General features: G+C 46.5%; 20 protein-coding genes. 15 read left to right on the top strand and 5 right to left on the bottom strand.

What is annotated here, in order from left to right:
* Positions 1-2: 2 nt before the first annotated feature.
* Genes L2W36_RS20020 through L2W36_RS20000 form a run of 5 tightly spaced genes read right to left on the bottom strand, consistent with a single transcriptional unit; the run spans position 3 to position 5,304 of the window.
* The gene (locus L2W36_RS20020; RefSeq protein ID WP_006072174.1) at positions 3-1,019 is read right to left on the bottom strand and encodes a flagellar motor switch protein FliG; all 1,017 of its coding nucleotides are present in this window, start codon (positions 1,017-1,019) and stop codon (positions 3-5) included.
* Positions 985-2,733, bottom strand: coding sequence for a flagellar basal-body MS-ring/collar protein FliF (fliF, locus tag L2W36_RS20015; RefSeq protein ID WP_006072171.1), 1,749 nt, complete (start codon positions 2,731-2,733; stop codon positions 985-987). Before fliF ends, L2W36_RS20020 begins: the two co-directional genes overlap by 35 nt.
* 3 nt (positions 2,734-2,736) lie before the next feature.
* Complete coding sequence (gene fliE, locus L2W36_RS20010) at positions 2,737-3,093, bottom strand: flagellar hook-basal body complex protein FliE (protein ID WP_006072170.1); 357 nt, start codon at positions 3,091-3,093, stop codon at positions 2,737-2,739.
* 12 nt (positions 3,094-3,105) lie between these two features.
* Complete coding sequence (locus tag L2W36_RS20005) at positions 3,106-4,434, bottom strand: sigma-54 dependent transcriptional regulator (protein WP_006072168.1); 1,329 nt, start codon at positions 4,432-4,434, stop codon at positions 3,106-3,108.
* Entirely contained in the window at positions 4,435-5,304 is an 870-nt protein-coding gene (locus L2W36_RS20000) for a MotY family protein (RefSeq protein WP_236111291.1), read from the bottom strand.
* 519 nt (positions 5,305-5,823) lie between these two features.
* Between L2W36_RS20000 and L2W36_RS19995 the strand changes: the two genes are divergently transcribed.
* The 15 genes from L2W36_RS19995 to L2W36_RS19925 all read left to right on the top strand — a co-directional run bounded on the left by L2W36_RS19995 (position 5,824) and on the right by L2W36_RS19925 (position 18,824).
* Complete coding sequence (locus L2W36_RS19995; RefSeq protein WP_236111286.1) at positions 5,824-6,642, top strand: FliM/FliN family flagellar motor switch protein; 819 nt, start codon at positions 5,824-5,826, stop codon at positions 6,640-6,642.
* The gene (gene fliN, locus L2W36_RS19990; protein WP_006072162.1) at positions 6,639-7,007 is read left to right on the top strand and encodes a flagellar motor switch protein FliN; all 369 of its coding nucleotides are present in this window, start codon (positions 6,639-6,641) and stop codon (positions 7,005-7,007) included. Before L2W36_RS19995 ends, fliN begins: the two co-directional genes overlap by 4 nt.
* A 75-nt stretch (positions 7,008-7,082) precedes the next feature.
* Complete coding sequence (gene fliP / locus L2W36_RS19985) at positions 7,083-7,796, top strand: flagellar type III secretion system pore protein FliP (protein ID WP_050798619.1); 714 nt, start codon at positions 7,083-7,085, stop codon at positions 7,794-7,796.
* A gap of 11 nt (positions 7,797-7,807) precedes the next feature.
* Positions 7,808-8,077, top strand: a complete 270-nt coding sequence (gene fliQ / locus L2W36_RS19980) for a flagellar biosynthesis protein FliQ (protein ID WP_006072158.1) — start codon at positions 7,808-7,810, stop codon at positions 8,075-8,077.
* A complete protein-coding gene (gene fliR, locus L2W36_RS19975; RefSeq protein ID WP_006072156.1) occupies positions 8,077-8,853 on the top strand; it encodes a flagellar biosynthetic protein FliR in 777 nt (258 codons plus the stop codon). Before fliQ ends, fliR begins: the two co-directional genes overlap by 1 nt.
* Positions 8,850-9,977, top strand: coding sequence for a flagellar biosynthesis protein FlhB (gene flhB, locus L2W36_RS19970; RefSeq protein WP_236111282.1), 1,128 nt, complete (start codon positions 8,850-8,852; stop codon positions 9,975-9,977). Before fliR ends, flhB begins: the two co-directional genes overlap by 4 nt.
* Positions 9,978-10,010: 33 nt before the next feature.
* Entirely contained in the window at positions 10,011-12,104 is a 2,094-nt protein-coding gene (gene flhA, locus L2W36_RS19965) for a flagellar biosynthesis protein FlhA (protein WP_198558540.1), read from the top strand.
* Positions 12,097-12,909, top strand: a complete 813-nt coding sequence (locus L2W36_RS19960) for an EAL domain-containing protein (RefSeq protein WP_006072151.1) — start codon at positions 12,097-12,099, stop codon at positions 12,907-12,909. Before flhA ends, L2W36_RS19960 begins: the two co-directional genes overlap by 8 nt.
* Positions 12,910-13,147: 238 nt before the next feature.
* Positions 13,148-14,014, top strand: coding sequence for a lateral flagellin LafA (lafA, locus tag L2W36_RS19955; protein WP_006072148.1), 867 nt, complete (start codon positions 13,148-13,150; stop codon positions 14,012-14,014).
* Between the two features lie 457 nt (positions 14,015-14,471).
* On the top strand, positions 14,472-15,809 hold the full coding sequence (gene fliD / locus L2W36_RS19950) for a flagellar filament capping protein FliD (protein ID WP_236111281.1): 1,338 nt from the start codon (positions 14,472-14,474) through the stop codon (positions 15,807-15,809).
* Between the two features lie 18 nt (positions 15,810-15,827).
* Positions 15,828-16,214, top strand: a complete 387-nt coding sequence (gene fliS / locus L2W36_RS19945; protein WP_006072145.1) for a flagellar export chaperone FliS — start codon at positions 15,828-15,830, stop codon at positions 16,212-16,214.
* Positions 16,198-16,509 carry a hypothetical protein gene (locus L2W36_RS19940; RefSeq protein ID WP_006072143.1) on the top strand — a complete coding sequence of 104 codons (312 nt, stop codon included), beginning with the start codon at positions 16,198-16,200 and terminating at the stop codon, positions 16,507-16,509. Before fliS ends, L2W36_RS19940 begins: the two co-directional genes overlap by 17 nt.
* 4 nt (positions 16,510-16,513) lie before the next feature.
* Complete coding sequence (locus L2W36_RS19935) at positions 16,514-17,563, top strand: flagellar hook-length control protein FliK (RefSeq protein ID WP_236111279.1); 1,050 nt, start codon at positions 16,514-16,516, stop codon at positions 17,561-17,563.
* Positions 17,564-17,597: 34 nt separating this feature from the next.
* Entirely contained in the window at positions 17,598-18,086 is a 489-nt protein-coding gene (locus tag L2W36_RS19930; protein ID WP_006072139.1) for a flagellar basal body-associated FliL family protein, read from the top strand.
* 9 nt (positions 18,087-18,095) lie between these two features.
* Complete coding sequence (locus tag L2W36_RS19925; RefSeq protein ID WP_006072137.1) at positions 18,096-18,824, top strand: FliA/WhiG family RNA polymerase sigma factor; 729 nt, start codon at positions 18,096-18,098, stop codon at positions 18,822-18,824.
* Positions 18,825-18,829 lie beyond the last annotated feature (5 nt).

Raw genomic sequence — 18,829 nt, 5'->3', positions numbered from 1 at the left:
GCTTACTCCACTGTCTGCTCTTGGTATAGCGACAACTCGATCTCGCCCGCTTCCGATAGCTCTTTGATGATCTGCATAATGTCATTGCGAGCACGCTCAACCGCACTAACAGGCACCGCGCCGCGCAATTGCATATCGTCTTCCAGTGCTTTTACCATACGCTGTGGCATCGAACGTTTGATCGCTTGCTGCAAGGTAATTTCCGCCCCTTTTAACGCCACCGCCCAAAGCTCAATTGGTACTTGCTGGACCAACGTATCCATAGTGTCTTCACGCTGCCTACCTAGCACCATAAAGTCGAACATGTTCTCTTCAATCTCACTGACGACGTCTTCATCATGCAGTTTGAGCATTTCCATCAACATTGCTCGGTCACCCGAGAAACGGTTGATAATGTCGGCTACTTGTTTAACGCCAGACATAGGTGCACTTTGACTTACTGAGACCTGCTCAATACAGCGTTCTATTAATTCGTTAAGATCCGCTGCCACTTGATGGTCAATATCTTGTAAACGAGCAATACGATACAGCAACTCATCGTGATAATCCGCAGGAAGGTAACTCAGTACCGCCGATGAGGTCTCTGGAGGTAAATACGCTAAGAATATAGCCTGCATCTGTGGGTGCTCTTTCGCTACAAATCTCGACAAGATCTCCGCATCAACCCATTGCAGTCGCTGCATGTTATTGCGAATTTCATCACCATACAGGTTGTTAAGTAATCCCTTAGCTAAATCATTACCTAGAGCTTTACGCAATGTGTTCGACAGGTATTCTTTTGAGGCGCCACGAATACCACTGTGCTGTCTAAAGTCTTCGAAGAAGTGTTGAATCACCCCTTTGGCATTATCACTTTTGATGCCACTTAGGCGTGCCATCGCTCGGGTGACACGCTGTGTTTCATCGCGAGAGAAATGACGCAGCACCTGAGCAGCGGCGTCCTCCCCCATACCTAAAAGCACAAGAGCGGTTTTCTCAACATGACTAAGCGTTGCTGGCGTTGACTGTGCTGTTTTCATTCACATTTACCCATTGTTTAAGTACTTCCGCTACGCGCTCAGGCTCTTCATTGGCAATAAGCTGTAGATGTTTAAGTTGAATTTCCAATGGCGACCCTGGAGGGGGCAGCATGTCACTGCTAGCATCAAGACCTGAAGAGGTGGATTCTATGCCTTTCTCAGACAATCGACGATTGAGCATCTCTTCACGTTCGCGCTCTTCACGAGTCTGAATATTCTCTTGGTATTCCTCTTCTTGAGGCTCAGCGAATTCAAGTTCGTTGCCACGCTTGTCCGCTCCCGTTAGGTGCATAATCAATGGACGAAGTACAAAGAAGATCATCGCCATTCCGAGCATACCGCCAATGACATAACGCAGAGGCTGTTGCACTGTCGGGTCTTGCCACCACGGCATAGCCGGTGGCGCTTCGATTTCAATTGGGGTGAAGTTAAAGCTCATTAGACTCAAGCTGTCTCCACGATCGGCGGAGATACCTACAGCATCGGTGATCATCGTTGATATTTGTGCGCGTTCGGCTGGTGTCCATGCTGTACCATTTGGCGCAGCACTCTCATTAAGGAGTACAGAGACACTTAGCTTAGAGATTTGACCTTGCTGATATTGAGTACGGCGCACGCTGCTGCCTACCGCGTATTGACGATTTAGCTCACTGCGTGCATTGGTATTTTGACTATCATTGGTTGGTACTTCACCTGTCACTGGCGGTTGGTTACTCAGAGAGCCCGGAATACCAAGTGCAATTTTATCAATGGTATTGTTCTGAATGCTGTGCTCGTTGCGCACCACCGGATTAGTATCGAGGATTTCTTGCGTTTCTTCCACTCGACTGAAGTCCATATCCGCCGCAACCTGAACACGATAGTTACTCGGACCTACAATCGGCGTAAGCATATCTGCCGCACGTTGAATGATCTGCTTTTCAACGTTCTTTTGATATTCCAGATATTTCGCATTGACCTTACCTGCTTCTGCCGAGCCAACATCGGCACTCAACAGACGGCCATATTGGTCAATAACCGAAACAAACTCTGGTTTCATTCCCGTTACGCTACCCACCACCAAGTTGATGATGGCTTCGACTTGGTCGGGTTTCAGATCTTCGCCCGGCTTAAGCTCAATCATCACCGACGCCGACGGCTCTTCACCTTGTTGGCGAACAAACAATGTCTGTCTTGGAATGGCTAAGTGAACACGAGCATTAGAGATAGCATTAAGAGAAATGATGGTGCGTACTAGTTCACCTTCGAGTCCATGACGGTAACGGGCATTTTCCATGAACTGGCTCGTTCCCAAAGAACTGTCTTCTTTAAGTGAGTCCAATCCGGTTGGCAGCTGAGCTTTAACGCCCTTCGCCGCCAATAACATACGGATTTTCGCCACTTGACCTTCTGCGACTAACACTTGACCGTTCTGCTCTTGCAGTCGATAGGCAATACCTTCGGACTCTAATACCGAGACAATTTCACCAATATCAAAACGTTCTTGTTGGCTGTATAGCGGACGATAACTTTGCGAAGAACTCCACAGCGCCACCACAATAATAGCTGCAACAATAGCAGCCAGTACTGCTGACAATACCAAGTTACGCTGCGAGCTTGACCACAGTTGCTTCACCTTGGCGTTGATATCGTTCATATTCGATGAGTTTGCTGTTTTGGGGGCAACATCGATTGGTCCCGCTGCCGCCACAGTTTGAGGTGCTAATTCTGACATGTTCTACACCGGCATCTTCATAATATCTTCAAAGGAAGCAACTACCTTGTTGCGAACTTGCATTAGAGCAGAAAACGATAAGCTCGCTTTCTGGCTAGCAATCATGGCTCCAACAAGATCATCACTCTCCCCAGTCTCTACTGCTGTGATTTTCTGTGATGCCGTAGATTGATGCTGGTTCACCATATCAAGCACATTTTTCATTGCACCAGAAAATGCCATCGGTTCATTAACCTTGTTCACATCGATTGGGTTATTGGACACCACAAAATCAGGCTGCACGTGCTGCTGCATTACCTGCATTTTTGTCAGCATTAATTGCTCTGCGGATAACGCGTTATTTATAGGTTGCATCGCCATCAAATTTCTCCTTTACGCAGCCGAGCCAATGGCTGACTGTAGATCGATTCCTTGCTCTCGCATCGCAGCTAATTTGTAGCGCAGTGCTCGCGTAGAAACCCCTAGAGCGTCCGCCGTTTTAGTTCGGTTTCCGCCAAATTGACGTAGTTTTTCTAAGATAAATTGGAATTCCGCCTGCTTTTTGACTTCCACGTGTCCCATTAGGTTTTCATTGGACACCACAGGATTAAAAGCAGGTATCTCAATCGGCAACATCAAGTCGTGAGCCGTAATATAGTCGCCGTGGCGCATGACGAGCGCACGTTGAATCACGTTCTCTAATTCACGAATATTGCCGGGCCAGTGGTATTGACTAAGCGCTTGCTGCGCATCCTCAGATAAGTAGCAATTGGCTTGCTCTTTGTATTTATTAATAAAGAATTGGCTAATAGGTAGGATGTCATCTTTGCGATCACGAAGTGGCGGCCAATGCAGCGGCAATACGTCTAAGCGGTAATACAAATCTTCTCTGAACGTCCCTTTTTGAACCTCTTCGCGAAGATCTTTATTAGTGGCCGCAATCACTCGAATATCTAAAGCAATCGACTTATGGCTACCCACACGCTCTACTTCTCTTTCCTGAAGCACTCGCAATAACTTAGCTTGAACGGCTGGTGACATTTCGCCAATTTCGTCTAACAAAATTGTGCCACCGTTAGCTTCTTCAAACTTACCGGTTTGTGAACCCGTCGCGCCGGTAAATGCTCCTTTCACATGACCAAACAGTACCGCTTCTAACATGGACTCAGGAATAGCGGCACAGTTAACGGCTACAAAAGGCTGCTGTGCGCGAGGCGATTGATCATGGACGTAACGAGCGAGTACTTCTTTGCCGGTACCCGATTCCCCAGTAATCAACACACTAGCACTGGTGCACGCCGCACGGTGCGCCAATTGCAAAACTTGTTTGCTCCGCCAAGATTCCGCCACAATATTGGCCATTGGCTTCTCTAGCGCTTCAACGCGACGAATCAAGTTGACCAGTTGCGCTGCTTCAAATGGACGTAGCAAGTAATCTGTCGCCCCCGCCTTCATCGCTTCTGCAGCTAATATACCTTGGTCTTGTTCGACGATGGCAATGGCTACACCAGGGTTAGCTTTTCGCTGATGACAGGCAATCCACTCACGAATACTCATATCGGGCAGATTGGAGCTGACTAAACTGATGGAGCTTGAAGTGGTTAACAGTGCCGAACGACCAGTTCGAACATGATTTACGCTAAAGCCCTGCTCCGTTAATAGGTCGATAATAGGTTGAGCGTTATGCTCACAAGGCTCAACGTAGAGAATATCCTTTTTCATTTACTGAACCTCCGTCTTCAGATCCGTTGAAGACGCTGTGTTGGTGGAAGGGTGACGAACCACTCGAACCGTAACTCGGCGGTTCTTAGCTTGACCAAACTCAGTCTCATTGCTGCTCACGGGGTAACGGGCGCCATGGGCTCGTACTTCGATCAGTTTGGCTGGCGTCCCTAACTCAGTGAGTACACTGGCGACGTCATCGGCACGTACTCGTGACACCTGCAGGTTGCTCAATGACGAACCAACATTATCCGTGTGTCCATCCACTAGCACTTTTGATATGTGGCCATCTGCTTTGATATAGCTAGCTAATGATTGCAGTGTTTGACGCTGTTCACTGGTGACCACTCGTTGGCCAAAATCAAACTTCAACACCACATCTCTCGCTTGGCTGTAGTTCATTTCAGGTAATTTGGAGCGGCACTGATTGAAGCTAAAGTACGCCGATTCAATTCGAGTGGAAGGTAAAACAAAGGCATCACCTACTTGATTAGCAGCTTGCATAGAGCTCACTCTGATCCAAGCCCCACGAGTGGTGGCTGCTAATAAAGCATCAATATCCACATCAAAGATGGCGTAGCCACGCGTTGTTTTCGCAGCATCATCAATCATGGTGTGTTGCACTGGGGTATGCCATGGTGCTGACAGTTGAAATAGCTGTGCTTGTTTGATGTTATTGTTAGGTAAATGCAGAACTGCCGACAATTGGTTATTAGGTTCCGCATGGAAGTAAAACTTCCCCCTATTATTTGGCAAGGTCTGAACAAGCTGGCACTCAAATTCTCCCTCTACAAATTTCCAATTAACCAAATCCATCGGAATATTTACTTCCGCTGCGTGTGAGATCTTAATCCCAAAAAACATCCCCATTAATAACGCCAATGGATACATCTTATTAACAGCGAAAGTGTGAATTTGTATTTTACATTCTCTTGACCGAGAAAAATCTCGACATAATGAGAAATAATATTTTTTAACTAAGCCATAGATCATATTGCTGTCCATCTATATCTCTTTCACATAATACATAGAAGCCTACTTTCATATGAGAGAGACGTTTTATAAAATCCCTTGATAGGCGTTATAAAACATAAATTTAGATAAAATACTCACTCTGATTGTTGCTATACAAGGGCTATGCGCATTATTTAGTCGCTATTTTGCCCATGAAATATAATTATTATTTAATTAAGCTACCTGTATTTATTTTATATTTAAAGATGCTTTATATAGCGAAAACAAACATATGAACCAAGTTCACAAATTTACATTAGAGGGCTAAAAATAAATAAAAAAACCAGAGTAGACTGACGAAAAATGACGCTTTGTTATTAAATAGCAACACATAATTACAAATGAAACCCCACTCAGATTACGTTTGGTAAAGATATGGATATGCAAAAAACAGAGATGCCTGAACAGGTGCAAACTCTTAATGTAGAATTATTAGGTAAACCCATTCATATCATTCGCAATAAGCTCGAAGAGTTATTGATTAACTCATGCCAACAGCTAAGCCTTGAACTACAAGCTTGGTTAAAAACACAACAAGTGTTAGTCGAATTGGACCATGTTTCGCTTACTGAACTACCACAAACTAACGTAGATGCCACCAGTGTTTCAGTCCTCAAACACAACGATGACGGCATGCTCTATGTGTCGATGGAACCCACCATGCTAATGCGCTTATCTGACCAATTTTATAGCACTAGCATGGAACGCAGCGGCGGGGAGCTCACTAATAGCGACTTGCGATTATTACAGCGCATTGCCAAGTGCGCCTCACAGTGGATAGCGCCAGAAACCACATGGAAGCAACATGAATTCGAGGTTATTCCGGGCATTGGTATTGCTGCCAAGCTATCCATTTATGTGCGTAACCAACAAGCTCTATTGGCCGTCACATTAGATAGTGCTCTGATTCAAACGCTGATCGACGAACTGGAACTAACACCCAACCCACACATGGCAAGTGACTTCAATCATGCTTTGCACAAAACCCCGGTCCGCTTAAACGTTCAATTGAGTAAGACCGTGTTGCCTTTAACACAAGTACTCAAACTCAAAGCCGACGACATTCTCCCTATTGAACTGCTCAATAACGCTCCAGTGAACATTGGTAAAGAGACCCTATTCACAGGGCGCGTGGCAGAGCAAGAGGGGCAACTTGTTTTAATTTTAAATGATGATAAGGAAACCAACCGATGAGCGATTCGCCAGAACAAAGTGTCTTCGACGGTGACGAACTGCGCTTCGATGACTTTCAACTTGAGGACTTTGATACCGACGCCCCAATGGCCGCTCCAGTTCAATCTGAGCGAGATATTAGCTTCTTCAAAAATATCCCCGTCACTGTGACGCTTGAAGTCGCCAGCAAAGAGGTCGCACTGGGCGATCTGATGTCTGCTGGTGAGGGCAGTATTATCGAACTTGATAAGCTAAATGGCGAACCGTTGGATGTGAAGGTGAATGGTTCTCTAATGGGGCATGCCGAAGTCGTCGTCGTCAATGAAAAGTACGGCCTGAGACTGATTGATGTCGTTGATTCTGCGCTCACTTCTATGGGTAAGTAGCTCGTGAAACTGCGTTTAGCTGGTATCGCTTATCCTTCGAACCTACGCCTGCTCCTCATAGGCCTGGTCATCGTCATGCTCGGTTTGTTTGCTCATCCCGCTTTAGCGGATAACGGGCTGACTTTTCTGACCGTTAACGATGGTCAATCAGAACAAGAATACAGCGTAAAGCTGCAAATATTGCTCTTGATGACAGCTTTGAGCTTTTTACCTGCGTTCATTTTGATGGCCACCAGCTTCACTCGCATCATTGTCGTGTTAGCGATTTTGCGTCAGGCTCTGGGCTTACAACAAAGTCCCCCCAACCGAGTATTAATCGGTATTGCACTCAGTCTGAGCATCCTCATCATGCGGCCTGTTTGGAGCGATGTGTATGAGCACGCTTTCGTTCCTTATGACCAAGGCGAAATCACTTTGATGCAAGCTTTTGCTACCGCAGAAAAGCCGGTACGCAATTTTATGCTCGCACAAACACAACGTAATTCACTCGAACAAATGCTGCGCATTGCCAACGAGCCAGTGGATTCAAAAGTGGAGGACATTTCCTTTGCTATTGTTCTTCCAGCCTTTGTGATCAGTGAGCTGAAAACCGCGTTTCAGATCGGCTTCATGTTGTTTATTCCTTTTTTAATCATAGATTTGGTAGTCGCAAGTGTCTTGATGGCAATGGGTATGATGATGCTTTCGCCATTGATTGTCTCATTACCATTTAAATTGGTGGTGTTCGTTTTGGTTGATGGTTGGGCGATGACAGTCGGAACCCTATCCGCCAGCTTTGGCAGTGGATGAGAGCGTGAATCATGACTCCAGAACTGACCGTTACTCTGTTTTCAAACGCCGTCTGGCTCATCATCAGTATCGTGATGGTACTGGTAGTGCCAGGACTGCTTGTGGGTTTGGTTATCGCGGTTTTTCAAGCTGCAACTCAAATCCAAGAACAAACACTTAGCTTTTTACCTAAATTATTGGCCACCCTGTTGATGGTCATTTTTGCCGGGCATTGGATGCTACGCAAAATCATGGAGCTATTCGACTTCTTGTTCCATAACATTCCAGGGATGATTGGTTAATGCAGATTACGTTCGCCGAAATATCTCAATGGTTAGGTCAGTTATGGTGGCCCTTTTTCAGGATTGGGGCTGCCTTTCTGGCCATGCCATTTTTCGGTGATGCGTTAATTCCAGTATGGGTCAGAGCCCTACTTGCTTTATCGATAGTGGTGATCACGGCACCGCTTATGCCTGCAATGCCTGCCGTTGATTTACTATCGATGACCTCTCTGTTTTTGGCCTTTGAACAGGCTATGTGGGGACTTTTTTTCGGACTCATACTGCACCTTTTTTTCACCATCTTCACCATGCTAGGGCAAATCGTCTCGCTACAAATGGGGCTTGGTATGGCGATCATGAACGACCCGGTCAATGGACTCTCCGTTGCCATTTTGGGACGAATTTTCTTGCTGCTGTGTACGTTATTATTCCTTGCACTCGAAGGGCATCTTCTGGTCATTGATATTTTGGTGCAGAGCTTTGTGGTATGGCCGGTCGGCTCTGGCATCACCATCGCCTCTTTAGACAATATCGTTTCTTTGTTTGGTTGGATGTTTGCTTCAGCCTTAGCCTTGGCGTTACCAGCCATCGTCTCCATGCTATTGGCGAACATCAGTTTTGGTGTCATGAACCGAGCGGCACCCAGCCTAAACGTTTACGCCCTTGGCTTCCCAATGACCATGTTGCTTGGTTTGTTTAGCATCTTGCTAACAGTTAGTGGCATCCCTAGTCGCTATACCGCGCTGGTACACGAAACATTGAGTCAACTTAACCTGTTTATGGTGGGGGGCGCATGAGCGAGCAGTCCAGCCAAGATAAAACCGAAAAGGCCTCACCCCAGAAGATCAAAAAGGCGAGGCAGGAAGGTCAAATTCCTCGTGCCAAAGAGTTCACTACTGCGGTGCTGTTTTTGATTGTTGCCATCTATTTTTATAGCCAAATCGGTCGTATTTGGGAGCACATTTCTGGTGTATTTCGCTTCAATATGGCACTAACACGTCAGGACCTAGAAAACCCTAAACAAATGATTGAGCAACTGGGTCAAAGCCTTGGCATCATCATCGAATTACTGCTGCCCATGTTTATGGTAATCGTCATTGCCGCTATCGGCAGTAGCATGATACTTGGCGGTTGGATGTTTCGCCCAGCAAATATCCAACCCAAGTTGAGTAAGCTCAACCCCATTTCCGGTGTTGGTCGTATGTTTTCAACACGTTCATTGGTTGAATTACTGAAGTCGTCACTCAAGGTCACGGTGATTTTTGCCTTACTGTATACCTATTTGGATAGCAACTTTTCTCAACTACTTGGCATGCAAAAGCTCACCCTATCTAAGGGCATCACTATGGTGATGACGATTTTGTTTGAAGGTCTATTACTGATGGGTGTGGCTCTGCTTATCTTCGGCGTGATTGATATTCCTTACCAACGTTGGGAGCATCTCAAGCAGCTTAAAATGACCAAGCAAGAGCTGAAAGAAGAGTACAAAAATAATGAAGGGCGTCCGGAAGTAAAACAGCGTATTCGTCAGATTCAACAGCAGTTTGCACGCCGAAAAATCGACAAAGCCGTCCCCAAGGCTGATGTGGTAATCACTAACCCAACGCACTACGCCGTGGCTCTAAAATACGACGCCTCTTTGTCAGATGCGCCATTTGTGGTGGCGAAAGGTATCGATGAGACGGCGATGCACATTCAACGTATTGCCCGCGAAAATCAGGTAGAAATATTACACTCGCCGCCATTAACGCGCTCTATCTACTACACCACCGCCATAGAGCAAGCGATCCCAAGCCAACTCTACATCGCCGTGGCACATATTTTAACTTACGTGATGCAATTAAAGGCGTTTCGCCAAGGCTCGGGAGACAAACCGCTACCACTTCCCGTGTTCTCAATACCTAAACATTTGCAACACTAACGGATAACTAGAACAAGTAACAAAGGAACTCTCATGTTGAATCGTCTTAAACAATTTAGACGCTCAGGAAAAGGCTATATTGGCATCCCTATTGTGTTGCTGATGATTTTGGCGATGGTGATTTTACCATTGCCACCTTTGCTACTCGATGCGTTGTTCACGTTCAATATTGTTCTGGCTATTTTGGTGTTACTGGTCAGTACCACCGCCAAAAGACCGCTCGACTTTTCCATCTTCCCAACCATTTTGCTTATCGCAACCCTAATGCGACTCACCTTGAACGTGGCCTCGACTCGTATTGTTCTACTCGAAGGCCATAATGGTGGAGACGCGGCTGGTAAAGTTATCCAAGCCTTCGGTGAAGTCGTGATTGGTGGTAACTACGTCGTAGGTATGGTTGTCTTCGTCATCTTGATGATAATTAACTTTGTGGTGATCACCAAAGGTGGTGAACGTATTTCTGAAGTTTCGGCTCGTTTTACCCTTGATGCGCTCCCTGGCAAACAGATGGCGATCGATGCAGACTTAAACGCAGGACTGATTGATCAAGAAGCGGCAAGACAAAGACGTAAAGAAGTCGCCAACGAAGCTGATTTCCACGGTTCGATGGATGGTGCCTCTAAGTTTGTGCGTGGCGATGCTATCGCAGGCTTAATGATTCTGTTTATCAACATTATCGGCGGTATCAGTATCGGTGTGTTTGAACACGGCTTACCCGCTTCTGAAGCTTTCAAGACCTATGCACTACTGACCATCGGTGATGGCTTAGTGGCACAGATTCCATCACTGTTACTGGCAACGGCAGCGGCCATCATTGTTACTCGTATCAATGATAGCGATAACGATATGACCGATACCATGCATAAGCAGTTATTGGCGACGCCAGCAACCTTATACACGGTTGCCGCCATTATGCTGATTATTGGTCTAGTACCAGGCATGCCACATCTCGCCTTCTTCACGTTTTCTGGTGTATTAGCGTTTGCAGGCTGGCGTCAATCCAAAGCTCCTGTTAGCGACCCGCAGCTTGATGAAGTTGAAGCGATTTCTGCTGCCATGCAAGCAGACAATGAGCAACCACTATCTTGGGATGATATCCCACATGTACACAGCTTATCGCTAGCTTTGGGTTATCGATTGGTTCACCTAGTGAATAAAGAGCAAGGTGCGCCGCTGACACAGCGTATTCGAGGGGTACGTAAAAATCTTTCCGAACAAGTGGGCTTCTTAGTTCCAGAGGTGAGTATTCGAGACAACCTGAGTCTTAAACCTAACCAGTACACCTTATCACTTAACGGTGAAATCATCGAAGAAGGCTTTATCGAACCCGATCGTCTGATGGCTATCGCTGTTGGTGAAACTTATGGCGAAGTGGATGGCATCTTAGGCAGTGACCCTGCTTATCATCTGCCGGCGGTTTGGATCGAACATAAAGACAAAGCTAAAGCGCTTAATATGGGCTATCAAGTCGTCGATGATGGCACCGTTATCGCCACACACATTAGTAAGGTGATGAAGTCGCATCTAGCGGAGTTATTTACTCATGATGACGTGGATGCAATGAATCTGCGCTTAACCCAACAAGCACCTAAACTCTCCGAAGCGCTCGGTGCAGCTTTAAACCCAGCACAACAGTTAAAGGTGTACAGGCAACTACTGCTCGATCAGGTTCCTCTTAAGGACATTCGCACCATTGCCAATACCATGCTGGAATCAGCAGAAAATACTAAGGACCCTATTCTTATTGCTGCCGACGTGCGTTGTGCACTGCGCCGCACTTTAGTTAACCTTGTGGCTGGGCAACGTAAAGAGCTAAGCGTGTACGCACTTTCTGATGAGCTCGAACAGATGTTGATGACGTCACTACAACAAGCTCAAGCCAATGGCAGCGTCATGTTAGATAGCTTCCCAATTGAGCCCAATATCCTAAGTCAATTCCAGCAAAACTTGCCGCTGATAAAACAGCAGCTTAAGCAACAAGGGCTTGCGCCCATCTTATTGGTCATGCCCCAGCTAAGACCTTTGATCGCTCGATATGCCCGCACCTTCTCGCAAGGATTGGCGGTACTGTCTTATAACGAAATCCCAGAAAACAAACAGATAAACGTGGTAGGAAACCTTGGATAACCTAACTTCAAACCAAGCGCTGTATCGCTACCTACATCAGCTAGTGGAGCAGCATGTCGTTACGGAAGACGACCAGATTATTTTTGACGCTTTTGAACAAAATGATATTCGCCATGCCTGTCAGGCCATTCGCGACACCAAAAACGGGGAAGTCGAGTTTCAGCATTTAACGCTGCGATTCGGCAGCCAAAGTGAGCAAAGCGTCTACCAGTTTGACCTTTCTGATACGATGCGCTTTTGTCTCGATTTGTACAGTTTGTATCTCGCCTTGCGCCAAACCAAGTTCCAAATAGAGACCTTTCACCCAGATCTCACCAGTAATGTCGTCGTGCCTATTAGTAGTGATGCCCTGCTGTGGGAGTCGGGTGAGCACTTTCTCAAACAAGTGATTCGATACCACGCAGGCGCGTTCTACCATATTATCCCTTCACTGCAACTGGGTGAGACCACCCCTTTGCATGAGCGGGTTAATGCATTAACCGAAACCCTCAAAGAGCAAGCTTTCGCATTATGGTTCGACGTTGACCCAAGCCAAGGTATGTTCGAACAGTTACTGCCCTTCGAGCCCGATGCGCTCAAAGTGGCAGCAACGTTAGAAAACAAACAAGACCGAACACGGTTATTACCTTTGGTGAAATTCTGTCGTAATCATAAGTTAGCTTGGGTGGCAGGACGAATCAGTAATCAAGATGAACTCACCCAATTTAAGCGCCTTGGAGCCAGTCATTACTTTGGCTACTTTAGTGATATTCCGACCTCAATGTCGTTTAAGTCATTCGGTGATGCCGGTAATGATGAGTACTAACCAAGCACTTATTTAAACCACATCGGCGCCTCTCCTTTCACTCTTTCTAGCAGAAAAGAGAGGCCAACTTCTCTAACAAAACCTCTATTTTTCGGAATAAACCTCACACTTTCCCACCCAAAATCAATAATTTCCAAGTTTTTTTCATTTTCCAATTAATCCTAGAAATTAACCGACCGCCTCTTGTTAGTGAGCGGGGCGAATGTCCCACATTGATATAGATTCAAGGAGAATGACAATGGCTTTATCGATGCACACTAACTACGCTTCGCTAGTTACACAAAACACTCTGAACAACACAAACGGTCTGCTAAACACAGCAATGGAGCGTTTGAGCACAGGTTACCGCATTAACTCTGCAGCAGATGATGCAGCAGGTCTTCAAATCTCTACTCGTTTAGAATCTCAAACTCGCGGTATGAACGTTGCAATGCGTAATGCACAAGACGGTATCTCAATGATGCAAACTGCTGAAGGTGCGATGGACGAGATGACAAACATCGTTTACCGCATGAACGACCTAGCAACTCAAGCATCAAACGGTTCTGCTTCTACTGCTGACAAAACTGCACTGAACAAAGAATTCCAACAGCTTAACGAAGAGCTAGTGAACATCATGGATTCAACTAACTTCGGTGGTCAAAAGCTGTTTAACACGACTGGTTTCGCTGCGGGTGCAGTTAACCTACAAATCGGTACTAATGCTGGTGAGCAACTAGCAGTTGACGTATCTACAGACATCACAGCTCTAAACACAGCAATCGGTGCAGCTGGTGGCTTTGCTCTAGGTGATATCTCGACAGAAGCTGGTGCTCAGACAGCACTTACTACTCTAACAGGTGCAACAGGTGACACAGGTCTTCTTGCTGATATCGGTACTACACGTTCAAGCTTTGGTGCGAACATCAACCGTCTAGAGCACACTATAGTTAACCTTGGCAACATGGTTGAGAACACATCTGCTGCGAAAGGTCGTATCACTGACGCTGACTTCGCTGTTGAGTCTTCAAACATGACGAAGAACCAAATGCTAATGCAAGCGGGTACAACAGTTCTGTCGCAAACTAACCAGCTACCTGGTATGGCGATGTCACTACTTCGCTAATAAAGCAAGCATCCTTAATAATTGGTGCGGTGATCGCTACCAGCCAACCGCATCGGTTATTTTTGGATATGATGAATTTTCCTTCGTTAACTATTCATCCGTCCTTTTAGCCTCCTTCGGGAGGTTTTTTCATTACTAGGTGGTGCTTGATGGGATGTGAAGAGATGAAAACAAAACTAACTCTGAACCCAGATCTCATATTGCCACTTATCTTATCACCAACGATTAATACCTCTCACCGTCAAGTCGCCTTAACCCTCTGAGTAATAGGCAGTTTACTGGTGGAAAAGCGGAACTAGCACAATGGAAACCCCGCTTCCGCCCACGAGAGAAAACTATCCTAACCAATTGAATTTTAATGTTTTAAATCATGGCATACATCTTGATTTAACCCACTAAGAATACTGTGCTGTCCATCCCTATTGCACGGCGAGCAGCAAAACTAAGGAGCACTCCAATGAGTTCGTTTGACCCAATCACTATGGCGACCAACCTTGCCACTTATGATGTGCAGCCATTTCAGCAGCGTTATCAAATGCAAGCGGATAAGTATCAGGCTCAAATTACTGCGCTAGGTAAAGTGGAATCGGCATTGCGTGAGTTCCGAACTGCCGTAACCAACATGAACAGCAGTAGCTCGAACATCATTAAGAATACAGCAACGGTTTCACAAGAGGGTTTCCTTTCTGCGACGGCCAATGCCAGTGCTATGGCGGGCAGCTATCAGGTGTTTGTGGAACAAGTTGCCACCGCACACCAACTCTCAACGGGTATGCCAGCCGACCTAGATGCCAACACTGAGATTCCAACAACAGGCACGCTCGATTTAACGGTTGACGGTAAAACCTTATCACTCGATCTATCAACAGTTGATACCGACGGCGATGGCAAAGCAACTATGGCCGATTTGGTTTCAGCTATTAATAATGACCCTGATAACCCAGGCGTCAATGCCACTCTGGTTCGTTCAAATGGCCAGACGCACTTTATGTTATCGAGTACAGAAACGGGTGTTGCCAATACTGTAAACGTGTCAGCTTCAGGCACTGGGGCATCCTGGTTTGAAGATGCCTTTACTAACACCAGCAATATCAGTACACCGCAAGATGCCGTCATTTGGCTAGGCGCTGAGGGTAGCGGCCTAAAACTGACCAACAGTAGCAATACCTTTACTGGCGTTATTGATGGTGTTGACCTAACGGTTAGCAAGGCGCAGGTCTCGGGAGAGCAACCGCTGACGCTGACTATTGGTGCCGATGATGAAGCGACAAAAGAACAAGTTAACGCCTTCATTGACGCTTACAACACTCTGATGTCTACCATGGATGAATACACTGGTATCGGCGGGGAGGATAAAGCACGTGGCGTGTTAGCGAGTGACCCAACACTTCGCTCTATTGAAAGCCAACTTACCAGCATTATTCGTGGTGAATACAACGGAATGCGCCTAAGTGAAGTGGGTATTGAGATTGATCGCAGCGGCAAGATGACACTGGATACTACCAAGTTCGAAGAGGCGCAAAAAAATAACAGTGCCGCGCTAGAAGCCATGTTTAACGGCGACGGTAATCTTCTGGATTCCATCGACACCATGGTTGACCCATTTTTGAAGTCGACCACCGGTCTTTTCAAAACCCGTAAAGACTCCTTACAACAGAACATTTCGCGCATTGACGACAAACAAGCAACGTTAGAGCGCAAGTACGACATGGCGTACAGCCGCTACCTCAAACAATTCACTCAAATGAACACCTTAATGACACAAATGAACCAAACCATGAGCATGTTTGGTTAGGGCTAGGAGTACAAAATTATGCTAATGGATTCAGGCTACGACTCATATCAGCAGGTCGATTTAGATGCCCAAGCAGCAGCCGCAAACCCACATCAACTAGTGGTGATGCTGATCGACGGTTTACTTAATGAAATTGAACGTGTGCGCGGTCATATAGGCGCAGGGCGCTTAGCTGAAAAAGGTGATGGTATCAGCAAGTGTATGAACATTCTTGTCGGCCTCGATAGCGCACTTGATGATGAAAATGGTGGCGAAATCGCCGAGAACTTGCACCAACTTTATGACTTCTGCCAAATCGAACTCTATCAAGCCAGTATTCACAATGACGTGGAAAAACTCGCCAGTGTAGAGCGTGTGATGGGCAATATCAGAGAAGGATGGTTGAATTTTGGCAATCAAGCATAAGGTGTCCCCTGAGCGATTCCGACACCTCAGTAAACTTATTGAAATCGCGACAAAAACGGAAGATTGGCACGCACTAAAACGCTACGACGTACAGCTTCGTGAGCTTTTGGACACCCATAGACCTTACTTAAAGGATCCTAGGTTAGCGCCCGAAATTCGACATGCTAGACAGACTCATTTAGCGGCGTACGAAGCGTTGTCCGTTGCAACCAGTGAACTCAAAAAACGCCTCCACAGTGTGAGCGAGGAAAAAGAGCGAACGGTGGCTTATCAACTTGCGATGACATTGGAGTAACCCCATGCTAACCATGACCAATATTCAAAGTGGTGACAGTTCGGCGCGTGTTAGTGATGGTTCATCAAACCAGAGCATTAATGCAGCAAGTACCTCATCACCTAAGGACGCTGCTGTCCCTTTTGGCCAGCTAGTTAAAGCGCCAAAACAACACGATCAATCCGTGGTTGATGACCCTTTGTTAACCAACGAGGCAGATAACGCTGACGAAAGTGCTGTGCACGCTACACTAGCGACACTGATTACCGAGCCAGAGTTGCCTCAAGGTTCTGCCGTTGCAACAAGCCAAACACCTGCAACCTCACTGCAGCAACAAGCTTCCGAGCTACTTAGTCAGTTTGTGGTCAATGCCAATACACGCCATTCCGCGGCACCTCAAGTTGAGGCACATGTCGCTCACCCATCAATAGCGATAGGTAAAGAAAACTCACCACGTAGCTCGGTCAACCCGGCTCTGCTGGTGACACAAGCAGCTCCAGACAACACCGTCTCTCGCCCCATTAATGCAGAGATAGCTAACTCACTAACAAACTTAAGTAGCCAGCCAGTGACAGCCCAACAAACTCAAGGTCACCAGACTACTCCTGCGCCAGTATCCACCACACCTTCCACAACAGAATGGGCACCGGTTCGAGTGGACACTCAAGCAGGTAAATGGGGGGAGCAAATGCTGCAAGTGCTCAACGACCGAGTCACTCTACAAGCTCAACAAAACTTGCAAGAGGCTCGGATCAGATTAGATCCGCCTGATCTTGGTAAATTGGATCTTATGGTTCGTGTTGAAGGCGATCGCTTAAGTGTGCAAATCAATGCCAATGCCGCTGCTACACGCGAGGCATTAATGCAGGTCTCAGAACGTCTTCGATTTGAACTGCAAAATCAGAACTTTATGCATGTTGACGTTCAGGTCGGTACTGGAGAAGGCCAACACGAATCACCGCAGCATAGTCAGGAGGAAGAGTCGACGGTTCTCGCCTCTCGTCGCTTTGATGATGACTCTTCATTTCAATCCACCTTTACCACTGCTGAACACTGGCTCAGTACGCAAGCCTAGTGCTATGCACTAAGTACCTCATAGGAAATAAATTATGACTAAACCGCAACTCTTCGCCATGTTCATCGCCATGATAGTGACCAGTGCCTTGGTCTCTGCTGCTACTGTGTTTGGTGCAGCCTGGTATTTAAAGCAAGCGGGCGATGACCGCAGCATGATTGAAGACACTCCACTGTCGTTTTTGACCCAAGACAACCAAAGTAGCCAAGGCCCAAGCTTTCAATCATTGGACAAGGTAGTACTGAGTGTCAGAGGCAAGAAGCAAACTCACTTTGTAATGATCGAGCTAGCAGTAGAAACTCGCCGCCCAGATCGACTGCAGAACATCAATGACTACATGCCCATTGTCCGCAATGCCATGCTCAACTTGTTCAGCCAAAAAACTTATGAAGACCTTCATGGCGAACAAGCCCTTGCATCGCTACAGGACGAAGTAAAAAACACTGTGATGATGGCGTTTGCTAAAACTGAGGTGATACGCGATATCGACGATGTACTGCTTACCAAGTACGTCGTGCAGTAGAGGCCGCTTATGTTGGATATGAATTACACGGACAGTTATGGTGTCGCCGACGAAGTGAATTCGCCAACGACACCCATTGATGAAAATCGTCTTCTGAGCCAACACCAGATTTTGGTGAAACGAGTGGTCAATCAACTGCGTAACCATGCTACGACCCATTGCAGCATCGAAGACATGCAGCAAATAGGATTGATAGGGTTACTGGAAGCAGGGCGTCGCTATGGCAATATCGATGACCCCAACTTCCCTGCATTTGCTGTGTGTCGTATTCGAGGCTCTATTTTGGATGAGCTACGCCGACTTGATTGGCGTTCACGTAAAACACGCCAGCAAGCGCATGAGCTCAACGATATCACCCGCGATCTCACCAAAGCACTGAAACGAATGCCGACGGAGCAAGAGATCATTAAAGCCCTTGGCACCGATCAAGCGGATTATCACACTCGGCTCAGCGCCTCAATGGCTGGCGAGATGCAAAGTCTCGATCAGTTGATAGAAAAAGGGCTGGAAGGTCAGGTAGATAGTGCCTATGAAGGCATGAGCCATGAGCATATTCGCCGCAGTCTAGAGGTCGCTCTCGCAAAATTGCCAAAACGAGAACAACTGCTGATGACACTGTTTTATCAGCACGAACTCAACCTACATGAAATTGCCTTGGTACTCGAACTGACACCACCACGGATCTGTCAGCTCCACAAACAAGCGCTAAAACAACTCAACCAATTACTATCTTCTTAGGAGTC

It is taken from the genome of Vibrio sp. McD22-P3 (genome assembly GCF_021568915.1).
GTDB lineage: Bacteria > Pseudomonadota > Gammaproteobacteria > Enterobacterales > Vibrionaceae > Vibrio > Vibrio mediterranei.
The sequence above is the reverse complement of the archived record's forward strand: the minus strand, read 5'-3'. Positions and strand labels throughout refer to the sequence as shown.